Here is a 16,511-nt window from a genome sequence, read left to right on the forward strand (position 1 = left end):
TGATAGCTTCTATGGCTGATTGGCGTTTCTACACTTTTAGGGGCCGATTTGCACCTGTCTATGGCTTTGGTGGCGGTGGCGCTTGGCATTACCCCCATGGGCGCGCTAGGGGAACCGGACCTATGCAAAGTGGAACGTTGGGCGCTGCCCCAGGGTTGATGAAAAGTTGATTGAGTCCGTTATGTTTACCCCCCAACCTAGCAGGGGATGGCGGTCGCCCAAGCGGGCTGGTGCTGGTGGGCCACGTGGGAAACCACGCGCCCCAGTTCGTCGGGGCGTAGGCTAGAGCCTGAGGGCAAACACAGCCCCCGCCGAAACAGATCGGCGGCGACGGCCCCACCCACCACTTCACAGTTTGAAAAGACGGGTTGAAGGTGCAACGGTTTCCACACTGGACGAGACTCGATGTGGGCAGCCTCTAGGGCTAGGCGAATGGTTTCGCGATCGCAGCCAAATTCTTCCTCATCTACGGTCAGGCAGGTGAGCCAGCGGGTGGCCGTGCCGTAAGCGGCTTCGGGCATAAAGGTAATCCCTGGTAGGTAGCCCAAAGCCTGGTGGTAGGTAGCAAAGTTGCGGCGACGGGCAGCAACCCGTTCCCCCAGAACCGCCAGCTGCCCCCGGCCAATGCCCGCCAGCACGTTGCTAAGGCGGTAGTTGTAGCCCAAGTGCGAGTGCTGGTAGTGGGGAGCGGGGTCGCGGGCCTGGGTAGCCAAAAACTTGGCCTGGCGGGCGAGGGCCGAGTCGGCAGTCACCAGCATGCCGCCGCCAGAGGTGGTGATAATTTTGTTGCCATTGAAAGAAAAAATCCCTAGGTGGCCAACGGTGCCAGTAGCCCGCCCCCGGTAGGTGGCTCCCAACGACTCGGCGGCGTCTTCAATCAGGGGCACGCCGTAGCGATCGCAGAGCTGCCCAATGGCATCCAGGTCGGCGCTCTGGCCATAGAGGTGCACCAGCACCACGGCTTTGGGCAGTTTACCTCGTCGGGCGCGCTGGACCAGGGCCCTTTCCAGTAGGTTGGGGTCCATATTCCAGGAAGTGCGATCGCTGTCGATAAAGACTGGCGTTGCCCCCTGGTAAACAATCGGATTGGCCGTGGCCACAAAGGTGAGGGTTGAGCAGAGCACCTCGTCCCCCGGCCCTACTTCCAGCAGCCGCAGGGCCAGGTGCAGCGCCGCCGTGCCCGAGCTCACCGCCACCGCGTGGGGCGATCCCACAGCCTGGCAAAATTCGGTCTCAAACGCATCGATATGGGGGCCGACGGGGGCGATCCAGTTGGTGGCAAAGGCCTCTTTGACGTACTCGAGCTCGGCCTCGCCCAGGTGAGGGGGCGATAGCAAAATGGGTTTCGGCATGGCTTACTCCTCTATAGTGGCGCGGTAGGCGGGAAAAAAGGTGCCCTGGGTCAGGGCCTCGGGAACGACGCCTAAAGCCTTAGCCCGCCGGTTGGCCAGGGCCTGGTACTGGGCTGGGTCGCTCACCAGCCGCAGGCTCTGAAACCGCCATCGCCCCGGTGAAAACCCGGCCTTAAACTCAAATAGCGGGTCTTGGGCGGCCCCTACACCGCCGCCCAGGTGCAGCACTTGGGCGCCGCGCCCCTTGGCCCACTGGCGCACAAAGTCGGTTTCTAAGGTGGTGGGCGACTGCTTGAGAAAGGCCGTGCGGGTGCCGCCAAACAGCGCCTGTACGATGCCGTGGGACTCGGTATAGAGGCCCGCTGAGGCGGCTTCACCCTCGGTTTCGACCACGCACAGGTGCAGGCGATCGCCCAGGGCTCGGTGTAGGCCTTCGAAGTAGTCCTGGTCAAACTCAAAGTAGGTGCCGGTGGCCCCCACCCTCGCCATGGTTTCGGTGTAGATGTCGACAAACACCGGCAGGTGTGTGGCGCAGGGCACCAGTTTGGCCACCCAACCCTGGCGGCGGCAGCGGTTAATTTTGTTGCGATGGCCCGACTTAGTCTGGTTCCACAGCTGTGCCTCGGGCTGGATGAGATCGATCGCCACGGTTGCGCCGTGGTCCACCACCGTGCAGCCAAACATATCGGTTTTAAAATCCGCATTCAGCAGCGGGTGCAGCCGAAAAAAGGCTGAGCAGACGCCCTTTTCTTTGAGCCCCCCGCAGAGCTGAGCGAGCGCCCGATCGATAAACTCTGCATCTCCCCGGGCCGCCTCATTGAGCAGCAGCCCAGGATAGCCGTAGGGCGACACGGCATCGAGCTGGTCGGCGGCGTCCCACTCGTCAGCGGTGGGGTCGCCGCAGCGGCGCAGCAGGTAGGGGGCGAGCAGCATCTGGCCCTGATCTTCTACCACCATGGCCTCGGGTAGAGTGCGGGTGCGGGCCGCTTCTACCAACAGGTAGTCTGGCAGCTGGTAGATGTCGTGGGGTATTTGGTCGAGCAGCGATCGCCAGCGCGAGCTATCGGGGGTCAAAACATCGAGCTGCATAGGCGCTTCCTCACGCTAGCTAAAGTCTTTTGCGATCCGGTGGGTAGGGGCAGTGCCTGGGGGTGTCCCTACGAGGTCGGTTTCAATCCGCCTACCGAACTAAAATTTGCACTTGGAGGCCTTGGGGAGGCCGCAGCGAGAACGACGGCCCTGGGTGGGGCTCCATGTTCTGCCCTGGCAACGGCCGCAGCTGAAACCGCTGGCCAATATCGGCCAGCAGCAGCACCGTCTCCAGCATGGTTAGCCCTTGGCCAGTGCAGGCGCGGGGGCCGCCGCCAAAGGGATAGTAGGCCTGGGGAGGAATGCGCTGGGTCGCATCGGGGGCCCAGCGCAGGGGGTTGAAGCGGTGGGGGTCATCAAACCAGCGGCTGTCGCGATGGGTGACCCACTGGCACATCACCACGTTTTCGCCGGGGTGAATGGGCTGCCCGGCAATTTCACAGGCCTGGGTGGCCACCCGGCCCGTTACCCAAGCCAGAGGGTACAGGCGCAGGGTTTCTTTAATTGTCCACTCGGTCAAGGGCAGGCGCGGAATGTCCTCCATACTGGGCGATCGCCCCCCGAGCACCGTTCGCCATTCCTCGACCAGGCGGTCTTCCCAGTCGGGGTAGTGGGCGATCTGCCACCAGGCCCAACAAAACACGTCAGGAATGGTGTCGTGGCCGACGATGACGTTAACCAACTCGTCGCGCAGCTCGCGATCGCTCATGCCCACTCCCGTGTCATCCTGCACTTTGAGCAGCTGGCAGAGCATGTCGCCAGTATTGGAATTGTGCTGCCGCCTGGTCTCAATCACCTCGTAAATCCAGCGATCCATGGCCTCGGCCGCCTCGTGGTAGCGGCGGTTACTGGGGGTGGGAAAATGCTCGGGCATCAAGTACAGCAGCCAGTTGCGATCGCGGTTGTCGTACTCCGTCAGTGCCGCATTCAACACCGCCTCAATGCTGTTCAAGTGGGCCAGCCCCGCCTCCCCAAAGGCAATATGAGCAATGATCTGGCGGGCACAGCGGGTCATCACCGGACGAATGTCGAACACGTCGCCAGCGCTCCAGGTGTCGACCTGGGCGCGCATCTGAGCCACCGCCAAATCGCCGTAATTCACCAGGTGGGAGCGCTGAAAGATCGGCTGCGTCAGCCGCCGCTGCCGCCGCCAAAAGGTGCCCTCACTCACGGCCAGTCCGTTGCCAAACAGCGGGTCAAAAAAGCGCGATTCGCGCCCCTCGGCCCGCGCCAAAAAGCTCGACCCCTTAGTGACAAAGACTTCTTTGATCAAATCGGGGTGGTTAAGAAAATAGACCGGGTGGGGGCCAAATCGTAGCCGCACAAAGTCACCGTACTCGGCGCAGCGGCTATAAAAATTGAGTGGGTTCAATCGATAGTTGAGGGCGTGGCCAATCACCGGGTAGCCCTTGGGCTCAGCTAAGGAGGGCGGTGATGGCAGCGGTTGGAGGGTGGTAGTCATAGCTCAGCTCATCCTTATAAACGGGCACCAGCAGCAGAGATAAACGGCATCAGACAATTTGGCGAACCAGGGCAAAGGCCTCGGCGGCGGCGACGCCCACTGTGGCCCCCCGCAGCTGAGCTAGGGCTTTCAGCGCGGGCAGCGATCGCGGATGGGGAAAGGCCTTCACCTCGTCGCGGTAGCAGTCCATTGCCTTGAGCTTGGTCTCTAGGTAGGGGGTAATGTCGGCAAACACTGTGGGCCGAAACACCTGGTCACCCTCCGGCGAGGCCCATTCGGTTTCCGAAAGGGTTTCGTAGCAGAGCACCTGCCGCACCGGGCAGCCGTTAATGGGTCGCGCCGCCACCAGCCCCGCCAGGTAGACCCGCTGGTGGTCAGCGTGAATATCACCCCGGTGCGGCAGGTATAGAATTGTGGGCCGCGCGCGCGAGATCGCCTCGCCAATAGCATTGGCCAATTGGTACCCTGGCAGGCTGTCGAGCCGGGGAGCCGGAAAATCGAGATGGGTGGTGCTGGTTACCCCGAGGGCATGGTGGGCGGCGCGAATATCCTGGTTTAGGGCGGCCTGGTCGTCGTCGGGGTAGAGATCGGGGTCGCCCTTGGTCATAATCACCACATGCACCCTGTCCCCCGCGTCGGCGTGGCGGGCGATGGTGCCGCCGCAGCCCAAGACCTCATCGTCGGGGTGGGGGGCGACTACTAAAACAGACTGACTCATAGAACGGTTTGGAGGAAGGGAAGAGGATCCGCATCAGTTGGGGGCAGCGACAGCCAAACCCAAGGGCAGGGAGGGCAATTTCTGGCGTCAAGCAATGCCTAGGGCTAGGGGCCGCGATTGCTTCACCGGCGCCTCTAAAAACCACCGGGTATCAGGGCCGCAGCAAAACAGCACGTCTAAAATCGATAGGTTAGGAATAAAACCCGCCTCGGGGAAGAGCTGGGTATAGTGGGGCGGCACAAACTCCTGCCAGACAACTTTCACTCCGGCGGCATCGAAAAGGGCAAGATCCATATAGTCGCGCCCCCCCGGCCCCGAGAGATAGGTGTCGGCTCCCACGGCTTTGCAGGCCGAGAGCAGCAGCTCGCTTTTGTGCCCCTGAGTCGGCAATTCCGACAGGTGAATCATGGGAGTGTGGATGTCGAGCTGCTGCATGACCCACTTGATCAGCGCCATGTTTAGAGCGCAGAGATTCTGCCAATCCTGCTGCAACAAATACTGCAAATCTGTGGCGTAGCGATCGAAGTAGGGCGCAGGCGAATAATTGGTGGTTAGAGTGCCCCAGTGCTTCCGGTTCCAGGTGGTGTCGGGGTTGATTTTGACATCGAGAATGTGCTGATTTTGCTGGTGCAAAACCGGCACCGTAAGCCACTGATCGCCCTGGCTGGTTTTGACTTTATTGCGGTGCTGCAAGCCTCGCCGCAAAAACTCAACGTTATCCATGACAACAAACACATCGGCCTGGGCAAGCTTATGAAAAAAACCGAGGTAGGGCAGGTACTGGGGCTGGTGAATGGCGGCGATAGTCATGGTAGATAAACGTGAAACAACTACATTGGCTACGGTGGATTTAGGTGGATTTAAGGGAGTTCTATGTCCCGCTGTTCATAGATCCCTTCCTTACGCAAAACCACCGGGATCGTAAGCAGCAAAATCCAAAGATCCAGCCCCAGCGACCACTTTTCGACATACCAAACATCCAGACGAAGGCGATCGTTTAGGCTGTTGTCTAAGCCTCCCTTGACAGCTTCCCAGGCAGTCATGCCCGGCAGCATGAGCAAGCGCTGTTGCTGTTGAGGTGTATAGGTTTTGAGCGCTGACATCAGCAGGGGACGAGGCCCCACCAGGCTCATTTCACCGCGCAACACATTAAAGAGCTGGGGCAATTCGTCCAGGTGATAATCCCGCAAAATCTTGCCCACGGCTGTAATGCGAGGATCGCCCTCAAAGGTGTTAATGCCGGCCCCAAAATGGATCGCCCCATCGACCATAGTGCGGAATTTGTAGATATAAAAGGGCTGGCCAAACTTGCCCATGCGCTCCTGTATGAAGAGAATTGGGCCAGGGGAACTGAGGCGGACGGCGATCGCGATCGCAACCAAGAGCGGGGCAATCATCACCACCCCCACCGCCGCCAGCACCACATCTAGCAACCGCTTCAGCGCTAGCTGAAATTTGATGCCTTGGCGCTGATCGAGGCGAGCTTGCTCGATCAGAGTCCACTGGGCCAGAGAACGGGTTTCAAAATAGGTTTGCACGGACACCACCTCCGGTTGTGTAAGTACGATTGGGCAATGCGCGCGATCGCGCAGGGAAGCCCAAAAAACTGGAAATCTAGCAAAGGGCGCTAGGAGCCGACAGCGTTTGAACCGTGACCTTCTCCAAGGTTGGAGCCGCCATCTGCAGCCCCAGCTCCTGGTACCAGGTGGCCAGGCGCTCAAAGACATAGCGCTCGTCGTAGAGTGTCTCTACCCGCTGGCGACTGGCTGCGCCATACTGCTGCCGCAGGGCGCGATCGCCCAGCAGCTGCGCTATGGCTCTGGCTAAAGCATCGCTATCTTTAGGCGGCACAATCAGCCCGTTTTCGTGGGGAATGACCGCCTCGCGACAGCCGCGAATATCGGTGGTGACAATCGGCAACCCCATGGCCATGGCTTCGAGAATGGAGCGAGGCAGCCCCTCGCCAAAGTAGGTGGGTAGGGTAAACACATCCAGCAGCCCCAGCAGTTCAGGGGTGTCGTCGCGAAAGCCGGTAAAGACAACGCAGTCTTGCAGTCCCAGCCCCTGTACCAGACTCAACAGTTCGGCTTGAAAGGGTTCGGGGTCGGTGCTCAGTTCGCCGCCAATAATCAGCAGGCGCAGCTTGGGAAAACGGGGCCGCAACTGGGCGATCGCCTCTACCAGATAGGCAAACCCCTTTTGTCGGGTCAGCCGCCCAATGGTGCCTACCACCAACGCGTCATGGGGAATGCCTAGAAGCTCGCGCAGTCTGGTTTGATCCTCTAGGCTGAGTCGCTGTCGAGAAAAAATGTGGCTGTCAACCCCGTTATTGAGATGGCGAATTTTGTGGGCCGAGCAAAGATTTTTCTGTTGAGCGGTGACAAAATCTTCGTAGCTTTGAGTCAGAATCAGGTCGGTAAACTGGGCACAAAATTTCTCAATCGCGAAGTAATTGGCATATTGCCGAGGCGACAGCAGATCGTGAAAGGGAAATCCGTGAGCCGTGTAAACAACGCGCTCAATGCCAGCAATTTTAGCCGCCATACGACCCAGGGCAGCGGCGATGGGCGTATGCACATGCACCAGATCATATTGCTGCTGCCGCATCAGCTGTACAAGCTGAATTAAACTTTTCAGGTTTTTGACGGGTGAAATTTCGCGATCGATTTGCACCGGACGCACCACGTAGCCAAGCTGCCGAAAGGTTTCGGCCTCAACATCAGGGGAACAAGCTACCTCGACCTCAAGCCCGCAATTTAGTAGATAGTCTATCTGGGGGCGCAGCAGTTTTAGGGTGGTCGCTCCCACCGCACAAATATGTAAAACTTTCATTTTTGAAAAAAGTAATTGGGCAAGGCATTATTGCCTTGTTAAGCACAATCTCGTGGTTCTAAGTAGGCTGAATTCTGTGTTTAATGTATATAAGTCTAGAGATTAAGTCGTGCCATTTTGCCAACCCTCAGGTGTTTTGTCGCTCTGTCTGGGTGGTGTTACTGGCGGTGCTCCAGGCTGGTTTTATAGCTATTGAAAGTGAGCAGAGAATTAGGGCTTTCAAGCAGTCCTTGGGCGCGGCATTTGCCTCAGCCGGTGTCTTAATCAACTGGACATCTGCAACATAGCCAGTCTAGTTGCAATATTTCCCAGATGAATCTTTAAACGTCCTAATCAGCTTGACTACGGCTACAGCAGAAAAACTGAATTCAACAATCCGGTGCCAAGCAAATAGACCCCCAGGATTCAGGGAACCGTGATCTGCATTGATTCGCTGAGTTGGATCGGTATGGTGTGGGTAGTTCCCTCGTACTGGGCAATGACGGTGTAGGTGCTTTGGGGTAAGTAGAGGATCGCAATCTCACTCGGCACCTGGGTTTGCAGCAGAGTTTGTTCCCCGCGGCGCAGGGTCAGCTGGGTTCCAGCCGTGGGCAGATCCAGCTCTAGCCGCCCGATTGGGTAGCGAGCCTGGGCCAGCTTCAGCAGCGCTGCCCCAGCTTGACCACTGTCTAGCCGCATGGCCGATTCGCCCTGTTCTAGGATGCGATCGCCCAGGTCCTCAGCCGCCTGCAGAAATACTGGGTCACTGCTAGCGGCGTAGGCCTCCAGCAGAATATCGAGAAAAATCGTCTGCTCGGGGTCAAGGCCCTGGTCGGCCACCATCGCTCCCTGGCGCACCGTCTCGGGGGCGAGGCCATTTTTGCCTAAGTTTTTGAGATTGTTCCAGGCGAGCAGAAGGCGGTCGAGGTAGGCGCGATCGCCCGTTACTCGATAGGCCTGCACCAGTATGTAGAGAATGTTATGTTTGGCGTCACCGTAGAGGCTATCGACCGCCGGGCTACCGTCGGGGTTAAGCTTGCGAATAAAGTGCCCCCATTCCGGTATCCAGGCCCGCTCAACCCAGACTTGGGTCGTGGCCATGGCCCAGTCGCAGTACTGGGAATTACCGGTCAGGTTGCACAGCTCAAACAGCTGACGCACAAAGTACAGGGTGTCGGTGTCGCTGGAGGGTTCTTCGGGGCGCTCTAGCCCCTGGGTGAGCACAAACTGCTCGTAAAGCAGGGGCAGAGTGGGGTTCTGGGGATGTTGCCAGACAAACCTGAGTTTTTGGTCGGCCCAGGGCTGCAAGGCGGAGTTCGCATCGGCCAGTTTCACCATGCCCAGGGCTACCTGGCCATAGTCTTGGGTCAGGGTGAGGGCATGGCGGGGAGCCGCGCCGCTGGTGACATCGACCCAACCCCACAGGCCGGTGGGTTCGGCGGTGGACTGGGGCACATCGAAATGCTCCAGGGTGCTCTGGGCTAGCTCTAGGCAACGGGTTTGCAGGGCGCGATCGTCCGGAGACCACTGGCACAGCTCAGCGGCTCGGTCGATCAATCCTACAGGCTGCTTGTTTCCGGTCGTGGTGCGGGTGCTGGGGTCATTGGGGTCGCTGGGCAACTCGGCATCGTAGGCATAGGGAATCAGCCCCGTTTGCGGATTGCGGGCAGCAAAGAAGGTTTCGGCCAGCTGGGCCATCAGGGCATCGGCGGGGCGGTAGCCCAGATCTTTGAGCGCGGGCGGTAGGTAGTGATCCACATGGCCCCGCGCTAAGTTGGGCTGTTCGTTCACCAGCGTAGTCCAATAGTTAGTGAGCAGCGTTAGGCCGGTGGTCAGAGCCTTATCCCCCACGGCGTAATAGGCTTCGGGCTGACCGTCGGGGCGATCGACGACCGCCAGCGGCGGCAGGATGGCCGAGGGGGCACGGCTGTGGGCCAGCCCCACCAGGCCAGCGGTGGTGAGAGCAACGAGACTGCCGATGAGAGGACGGGACGGGGGCATGGTGTGAGGAGAAAGGCGGGGCGGGAGTTAGTGGGCGGGGATGAGGGACTGTTTAGTGTGCGGGCGCAGGTCACGGTAGAGGTTGACCATGGCGGTGACATGGGCTTCGGTAGAAAAGTCGCGCTGGACGCGATCGCGCCCGGCTTGGCCCAGCTGCGATCGCAGGCCGCCATCCTGGAGCAGGGTTTCAAGGGCGTCGGCAAGGGCGAGCGGATCGCCGGGGGGCACCACCAGACCGTTGACGCCCGGCTCGATCTGTTCGCGCACGCCAGCGATATCAGTGCCGACGATGGGCAGACCAAAGGCCATGGCCTCCAAGTGGGTCGTGGGGAACCCTTCATTGCCGCCGATCTCAACGACGCGATTTGCAGGACCCGTCGCCTGCGGTAGGCCATTAGCGAGAGCCCGCTTGGAGCCAGCACCGATCTCGAAATCGCCGTAGTCAAGCCGTTCATAGCTCACCGAGGGCAGCACCTCAATGTCGGTCAGCTGGTAAAACCCAAAGGGATTCGACTGCCACCCTGTGAAGGTGACGTTGTGCAGGTTTAGCGCTTGCCGCCGCTGCATCAGCCAGCCGGCGTGGTGCTGGTACTCGGCTTCAATATCCCCCACGCAGAGCACCACTAGGCGATCGGCCCAGCCCCGTCGGTTCAGCTCGGCGACCGCCTCCAGCAGGTGGTGATGGCCTTTGAAGGGCACCACTGAGGCAAAACAGCTAACTATTAACTTGCCCTCGCGCTTGAGCGCCTTGAGCCAAGCGCTTGGCTGGCCGGGAGCCAGGCTGGGACGCACGCTGTTGTAGATGGTGGTGGCCTTGGCCCGGCCCGTTGGGGTGAGGTCAGCTTGAATGGCATCGCACACGGTGACAATGCGGCTCGAAATCCATTCAAAATAGGTGTGAGAAATGCCCGCGAAGGGCAGCTGGCCATGCATGTGCCCCACTACCGGGCAGCCCCATAGCTTTGCCGCCGCGCCAATCATCAGGGTGCCTCGGCCGCCATCGACATGCACTAGGTCGGGCTGCCACTCCTGCATCAGCGCTAGGCACTGCCAGGTGTAAGGCAGCAGCTCGGTCATTACCACCTGGGTGCGCTTCCAGGTGGACCACTGCAACATTGCCTTGCCAAACTGGTTGAGGTGCTTACCGGGGGGTAAAACCTCGACCTCAAAACCAGCCTCTCGATAGGCGTCGGCGGCGCGACCTTCCCCGGCTAGCACCACCAGAGGGGTGACAGTATTGGGCAGATGGGTAATCAGCTCAAACAGCACCCGGTTAGCCCCGGCCATGCGTTGGTAATAGGCCAGGTAGTAGAGTACCCGCAGGGGCGGTGCCGCTGGCTGAGGCCCGAGGCTGGGGGCCAGTGGCTTAGATTCTAGAGATTGCATGGCGATACTTAGGTTAGGTCAACGGTTGCAGCACGTGGCGAAAGACTGCGGCATACTGGCGGGCGATCGCCTCGGCGCGAAACTGCTGCGATCGCACCTGGCCCCGCGCCGCCAGCTGAGCCCTTAGCTCTGGTTCGTAGAGCAGGCGCAAAATGCCCACCGCCAGAGCCGCCCCATCGCGGGGGGGCACTAGTAGCCCCGCTGCGCCGTTCTCTAGGATTTCTGCCGGGCCGTGGGGGCAATCGGTTGAGACTACCGGTACTCCGCAAGCCAGGGCCTCGGCCACCACATTGCCAAAGCCTTCGTACACCGACGACAGCACAAACACATCCGCCGCCGCCATCAGCTGGTAGGGGTTGGGGCGAAAGCCCAGCAGCCGCACTGCCCCATCGAGGCCCAGCTGCCGGATCTGTTGCTCTAGCTGGGGGCGTAGCGGCCCCTCGCCCACAATCCACAGGTGGGCAGGCACGGTCTGCCGCACTTTGGCCAGGGCCTCAAGCAGATAGGTAAAGCCCTTTTGTTCGCACAGGCGCCCACAGGCCACGATCAGCGGGCGCGGCAGGGGCAGATCTTCCGCCATCAGGGGAGCGATCGCCCCAGTGGTCACCTGCTCATCTACGCCAGCGTTATAAATGACGTGGATGGGAGGCTGGGGCGGCTGCATCAGCGACGCAAACTCCTCTGCTACTCCTTGGGAGAGGGCGATTAGCCCATCGACCTCAGCAAGCTGGCGGGCCAGCAGCCCCCGCATAGCGCGATCGAGCGGGTGCCAAGGCCGGTGGTACTGATTGAGAGGTGAGTTTTGGGCACACACCAGCAGCTTAGGGCGGTGGGGCAACCCCCGGCAGGCCGCGATCGCCGCCAGGTTGGCGTGGTCGAGGACAGCGCAGACCACATCGGGCCGCTGGGCCTGAATTAGCCGGCGCAAGGGAGCCACAGCCCGCACCATACGCAGGGTGCTAGAGGAAATGCCGGGCGGATTAAGTCCAAACACCGGCACATCGGAGGCCAAAGCCGCCTCGTAACTGCCCCCCAGCTGGGCCAGGGCCACTGAGGGTTGAAACTGACTGCGATCAAGGGCGTTGATCAACCGCAAAAGATGCATTTCTGCTCCCCCATTGCCAAGGGAGGCAGTAAAAAATAAAAGCTTTAATGTACGAATTGAAGCGTGGTTAGACTGTGAATTATGCGTGGGTAAATCTGCCTTGACAAACAACCCCGACGGTAGACGGTCGATGCTATTCATGCCGTAACCAGGTAGTAATACTCTGGACAAATTGTTGCTTGAACCCCGCCGCCGTGGGTGCCAGTTTGCCATCTGAAGCGATCGTTTTCTGGCCCCAATTTATGTTAAATATCCTTACTTACAGGTGCAGCACTGGAGGCGGCGGCATTTTTAGACAGACGCTTACCGCTGTTTTCCCTCGGGCATGAGTCGATTAAACAATTAGTTTATTGCTCGGTGCAGCCGTTCATATTTGCACAAGGTCGCCAACGGTAGTTTTATCTATAGAACCGCGTTGACGATCGCCATAACTTTTCCTAACTTTTTCCCCAGGATGCCAAGATCAATCACCTGGAGACCGGCCTAGAGTCATTGCTCCAATGGCCATTAAAAAAGCAACGGCAGGCACCAGCATCATCAGCCAGGCAATGATGCTCAGACCCGAAGGTTCTGCCAATAAAAACAGCGTAATGACATACAAGACAATGGCAGCGGGCTGGTCGGCATAGTACCGAAAGCTGTCGGTCAGCCAGCGGGTAAAGATGCCAAATAGAAAGAATGCGATCGCCACCCCCGGCACGCCAAAATTCCAGTAGGCTTCGCCCACGCCCCCCGGCGGCATCCCTACAGGCATGTCAAAAAACGTTTCGCCCACCATGCCCGCCACCAGCCCTGGCTTCTCAGGCCACAGGCCCCGAGGCACCGGCAGCGTTAGCACCGCTAGGTAGGAGCTGCCGTAGATAAAATCGACCTGGTCGGGCACCAGCCCAATGATGGGAAACACCCCAGAATAGACGCTAGTGCGCTGCGACACCTCGCTCAGCCCGCTGGTCATAGCCGATTCGCCCCCGGTTGATGCCGTGGGCGCACCGCCGCGCAGCACGTTCCAATCGATGGTGCCGCCGTAGGTGCTGGCCCGCAGATTGCCCAAAATGCCCATTAAAAACAGACCCACCAGGGCGATCGCCACCAGCTGGATCACGGCCATTTTGCGCTCCCGCATCAGCCAGGCCAGTACCCCCATAATCATGAAATAAATCACACTAGAGCGCGACCCGCCGGTTAAGTAAGCCATAGCCAAGCTGAGCAGGGTGCAGACCCAAAATAGCGGCTGCGCTGTCGAGCGCAGATCAAGGACCAGCCAGCTGAGGCAGCCGATCAGCCCCAGCTGGGTAAAGAACTGCCAGTAAAAGGCCCCGGCCAGCGCCTCGTTGCGCCCTGCTCCCCACGACAAAATGTGGCTGACAATGCCCCCCCGGCTCTGCATATAGACCGAAAACAGCGCCGCCGAAAACAGCACCGCTCCGCTCACCTTGGCCGCCAGGTGGCGGGGGCGATGAAACTGCACCGCTGGGGCCGGCAGGGTTGGGGACAAAAAATATCCTCCGTACCAGGCCAGCAACCCTAGCCCTTGCAGCAGAAGTTCTTGGTTCAGCAGGGCGGTGAGGCTCTCGGCACTCCAGCCGGGCAGGGCCGCGTGCCACTGCAACCCATGGAGGTACACGTCGACGCGGCGCAGGTGGTCGAGGTAGGTAAACAACAGCCCAAAAACAAGCGGGTGAAACCAGCCAAAGGTGGGTTGGTACGCGATCACCGGCGCCAACAGCAGCAGCCCATTCAAGCCCAGGGCGAGAAACAGGCCCTCCATTTCCTCCAGGCCGGTGGGGTGGAGAAAGTGGTAGATTCCCAGCCAGACTAAGGAGGCGATCAACACCCCCCCGACCGCAAATCGGTGCAGGGGCGTCATTGCCACAAAGGGCGACGCACTGGCGTCTAGCGCAGGGACCTGGGGAGCTAAAGACAGATGGTTCATGGCGGTGAGCGGAGGGTGGATTGGCTGCGTCACCCGAGGCGATGGTGCTCCTGGGGCCTTGCCTCGGAGCCTAGGGCAAGGCATTCCCAAGGGTGCGGACTGAGTTTTGCATAGATGGCTAGGCAGCCCTGAATCCCTGCTTCTAGACCAAAGCTTTGGGCGCGGTGCTGGCCCGCGTGGGCCAGTGCCAGTCGGCGCTGGGAATCTGTCGCCAGGGTGCGCAGGGCGATCGCCAGGCGCTCCACATTCTCCGGCGGCACCAGCACGGCAGACACCCCCGCCTCCACCACCTGGGGAATACCGTCCACCTCAGTCGCCACAATGGGCAACCCCGCCGCCATCGCCTCAATTAGCACAATGCCAAAGGGCTCATGGCGGCTCGGCAGCACAAACAGGTCGGCGGTGGCGTAGGCTGAGGCGATCGCCTCAGGGTCAATAGCGCCGCTCAGCTCGACGCGATCGCCCAGGTCCAGCTCATGCACCAGGGCCAGTAGCTGCTGGCGATAGGTCTCCGAGCCGCTGCCCACAATCCGCGCCCGCAAAGGCAGATCTGGCAGCCGAGCCAGGGCGCGCAGGTACAGGTCTAACCCCTTGACAGGAAACAACCGGGCCACGGTGAGCAGTTCTAGCGGGGCCGAGGGCTGGGAAATGGGGCGGTGGCGCGCGATCGCCCTAAAAGGTTGCAAGTCAATAAAGTTTGGCAGCAGGACAATTTTGCTGGCAGCCACGCCATAGTGCTGCCCAAGGCGTTGCTGAAACCGGGGAGTGGTAGCCCAAATGCAGCTATACAGCGCAAACAATACCCGTTGAAACACCTCGGTACTCCAGCAGTTAGCCCCTTGGATCAGCCGATTTCTCCACCCGTTGGAAGCAGAAAAGTCTTGCAGGGTGGCATTTTGCTGCACCAGATCAGCGGTGTATTTAATCAGCGTCGGCAACCGGTGCCAGCGAGCCAGCACTCCGGTGATCAGCGCCAGGTTGCCCGCCGCCGTCTGCATGTGGATCACGCTGGGGCGAAACTGGCGAATGGTGCGGTCTAAGTCACCGCAAACCTCCAGATTGCGCCCGAGCTTGCCCCCCAGCGAATCCCGCCTGCCGCCATCGAGAAACCGAACCGACACTCCATCCAAGCTGCCGCTGGCGGTCGGGTCGCCGTAGGTCACCACCTGCACGGCGATACCCCGAGCCATTAACCCCTGGGCCAGGTGCTTGGTTTGCAGCGACGGCCCACCCCCCGCAGGGGGATACACCCCGGAGACCAGCAAAATTCTGAGAAGAGGCGTACCAGAGCCAGCGGCTGCCATCACGATCGCCCTCCGGTAAAGGAATGCCGCCCCATCAGCAGTCGCAGCGGCGCAATCAGCGCCTTGGTCATCAGGCGAGTGTTGGGGCGAGTTTGGGGAATCAGCCAGAAAAACAGGTAGCCACCGATCGCGTAGGAGATCAGCGTGGCAACGGCCGCCCCTAGCCCGCCCCAAATCGGAATCAACCACAGATTGAGCAAAACGTTGGCCCCCAGCCCAGCCAGGCGGGAGTAGAGGTTGTAAATTTGCAGCCCTTCGGCCACAATCCATTTGCTCTGGGCAATACCGAGAAAGGCGAACAGCGTGCTCCAAATGTGAACGGCAAGAATTGGCTGAGCGGCCTGGTAGGCCGGACCGTAGAGCACCAAAATTAGCGTCCCCGACAGGGGAATAAGGGTCACGATCAGACCGTAGGCAATCAAAATGTTGAGGTCATAGAGCCGCTGTAACCGGCGACGGTAGTCCCCGCCCCCCTGTCCTTGGGCTTTAACAATGCCGGGAAACAGCGACGAGCAGACGATGACGGGCAAAAAGGCGGTGGCTTCTGAAAGCGTGGCAGCGCTGGCGTAGATGCCGACGGCGGCGCTGTCGACCATCTGCCCCAGCATCACCTGGTCGATGCTGATGTACAGCACGCAGGCGGTAGACGACAGCACCAGCGGATACGACTCTTTGAGCAGGTAGCCCGCCCGCTGAAGGCTGACTCGCCAGGCGCTCAACCGCTGGCCCTGGCGACGATAAAACAGCAGCAGCCCTACGGCATAAAACAGCGCTTCGAGAGCGATGATGGCGGCGAAGGTGGCGACGGGGGCTCGGTTGAGCACCAGGGCAATCTTCAGGGCCACCACTAGCAAAAACGCCCCCTGCTCCGCCAGCACGGTATATTTTGAGGCGACCTGGGCCTCGAACCAGTTCTCGATCGGCTGCAATGAGTTGAACAGATACTTGAGGGCGACGATCGCCACCAAGAGCTGCGCCAGCGGCTGATCGGGGGCCAGCCTTACCATGCCGAGAATGCTGAGGGCGATCGCCACCAGCCCCCCGGCCACCTGCACCCCCACGGCGGTGCCCAAAATCTCGCCCTGCTGGTCGGGCTGCCGCACCAGGTCGCGGGTCACAATCGGCCCCATCTGCACCGTCGACAGGGGCGAAAAAAAGCTGACAAAGGCCAAGGCGTACTGCAAGCTGCCAAACCCCTCGGGCTTGAGGTAGCGGGCTACCCAGGTCCCCACCAGCAGGCTCACCACTAGGCGGGCGCTGCGGCCCACAAACAGCCAGCTAGTGTTGCTCAGCACCTGGCGCAGCTCGCTGTCAACGCCGCCGTAGAGTTTTGAGACCCGGTTTAGCATG

At 60.2% G+C, this 16,511-nt stretch carries 13 protein-coding genes; all 13 read right to left on the reverse strand.

The window, feature by feature from the left end; genetic code table 11:
• Positions 1-197 precede the first annotated feature (197 nt).
• The 13 genes from H6F75_RS24675 to H6F75_RS24735 all read right to left on the reverse strand — a co-directional run bounded on the left by H6F75_RS24675 (position 198) and on the right by H6F75_RS24735 (position 16,510).
• Positions 198-1,352 (reverse strand): aminotransferase class I/II-fold pyridoxal phosphate-dependent enzyme, encoded by a 1,155-nt coding sequence (locus tag H6F75_RS24675; protein ID WP_190755507.1) that lies wholly within the window; start codon positions 1,350-1,352, stop codon positions 198-200.
• 3 nt (positions 1,353-1,355) lie between these two features.
• Complete coding sequence (locus H6F75_RS24680; RefSeq protein ID WP_190755509.1) at positions 1,356-2,441, reverse strand: GNAT family N-acetyltransferase; 1,086 nt, start codon at positions 2,439-2,441, stop codon at positions 1,356-1,358.
• Positions 2,442-2,532: 91 nt separating this feature from the next.
• Complete coding sequence (locus H6F75_RS24685; protein WP_190755511.1) at positions 2,533-3,903, reverse strand: cytochrome P450; 1,371 nt, start codon at positions 3,901-3,903, stop codon at positions 2,533-2,535.
• A gap of 49 nt (positions 3,904-3,952) precedes the next feature.
• Entirely contained in the window at positions 3,953-4,621 is a 669-nt protein-coding gene (locus H6F75_RS24690; RefSeq protein WP_190755512.1) for a PIG-L deacetylase family protein, read from the reverse strand.
• Positions 4,622-4,708: 87 nt separating this feature from the next.
• Entirely contained in the window at positions 4,709-5,431 is a 723-nt protein-coding gene (locus tag H6F75_RS24695; protein ID WP_190755514.1) for a WbqC family protein, read from the reverse strand.
• Between the two features lie 50 nt (positions 5,432-5,481).
• Positions 5,482-6,159, reverse strand: a complete 678-nt coding sequence (locus H6F75_RS28615) for a sugar transferase (protein ID WP_199304121.1) — start codon at positions 6,157-6,159, stop codon at positions 5,482-5,484.
• 76 nt (positions 6,160-6,235) lie between these two features.
• A complete protein-coding gene (locus H6F75_RS24705; protein WP_190755518.1) occupies positions 6,236-7,453 on the reverse strand; it encodes a glycosyltransferase family 4 protein in 1,218 nt (405 codons plus the stop codon).
• A 405-nt stretch (positions 7,454-7,858) separates the two neighbouring features.
• Positions 7,859-9,433: a hypothetical protein gene (locus tag H6F75_RS24710; RefSeq protein ID WP_190755520.1), complete on the reverse strand. Its 1,575-nt coding sequence runs from the start codon at positions 9,431-9,433 to the stop codon at positions 7,859-7,861.
• Positions 9,434-9,460: 27 nt separating this feature from the next.
• Positions 9,461-10,819, reverse strand: coding sequence for a glycosyltransferase family 4 protein (locus tag H6F75_RS24715; RefSeq protein ID WP_190755522.1), 1,359 nt, complete (start codon positions 10,817-10,819; stop codon positions 9,461-9,463).
• A gap of 13 nt (positions 10,820-10,832) precedes the next feature.
• On the reverse strand, positions 10,833-11,924 hold the full coding sequence (locus H6F75_RS24720) for a glycosyltransferase (RefSeq protein ID WP_206754696.1): 1,092 nt from the start codon (positions 11,922-11,924) through the stop codon (positions 10,833-10,835).
• Positions 11,925-12,387: 463 nt separating this feature from the next.
• On the reverse strand, positions 12,388-13,857 hold the full coding sequence (locus H6F75_RS24725) for an O-antigen polymerase (protein WP_190755526.1): 1,470 nt from the start codon (positions 13,855-13,857) through the stop codon (positions 12,388-12,390).
• A gap of 29 nt (positions 13,858-13,886) precedes the next feature.
• Positions 13,887-15,161: a glycosyltransferase family 4 protein gene (locus H6F75_RS24730; protein WP_190755528.1), complete on the reverse strand. Its 1,275-nt coding sequence runs from the start codon at positions 15,159-15,161 to the stop codon at positions 13,887-13,889.
• Positions 15,161-16,510: a flippase gene (locus H6F75_RS24735; RefSeq protein ID WP_190755530.1), complete on the reverse strand. Its 1,350-nt coding sequence runs from the start codon at positions 16,508-16,510 to the stop codon at positions 15,161-15,163. Before H6F75_RS24735 ends, H6F75_RS24730 begins: the two co-directional genes overlap by 1 nt.
• Position 16,511: the final 1 nt, after the last annotated feature.

Source organism: Nodosilinea sp. FACHB-131, from assembly GCF_014695395.1.
Lineage (GTDB): Bacteria > Cyanobacteriota > Cyanobacteriia > Phormidesmidales > Phormidesmidaceae > Nodosilinea.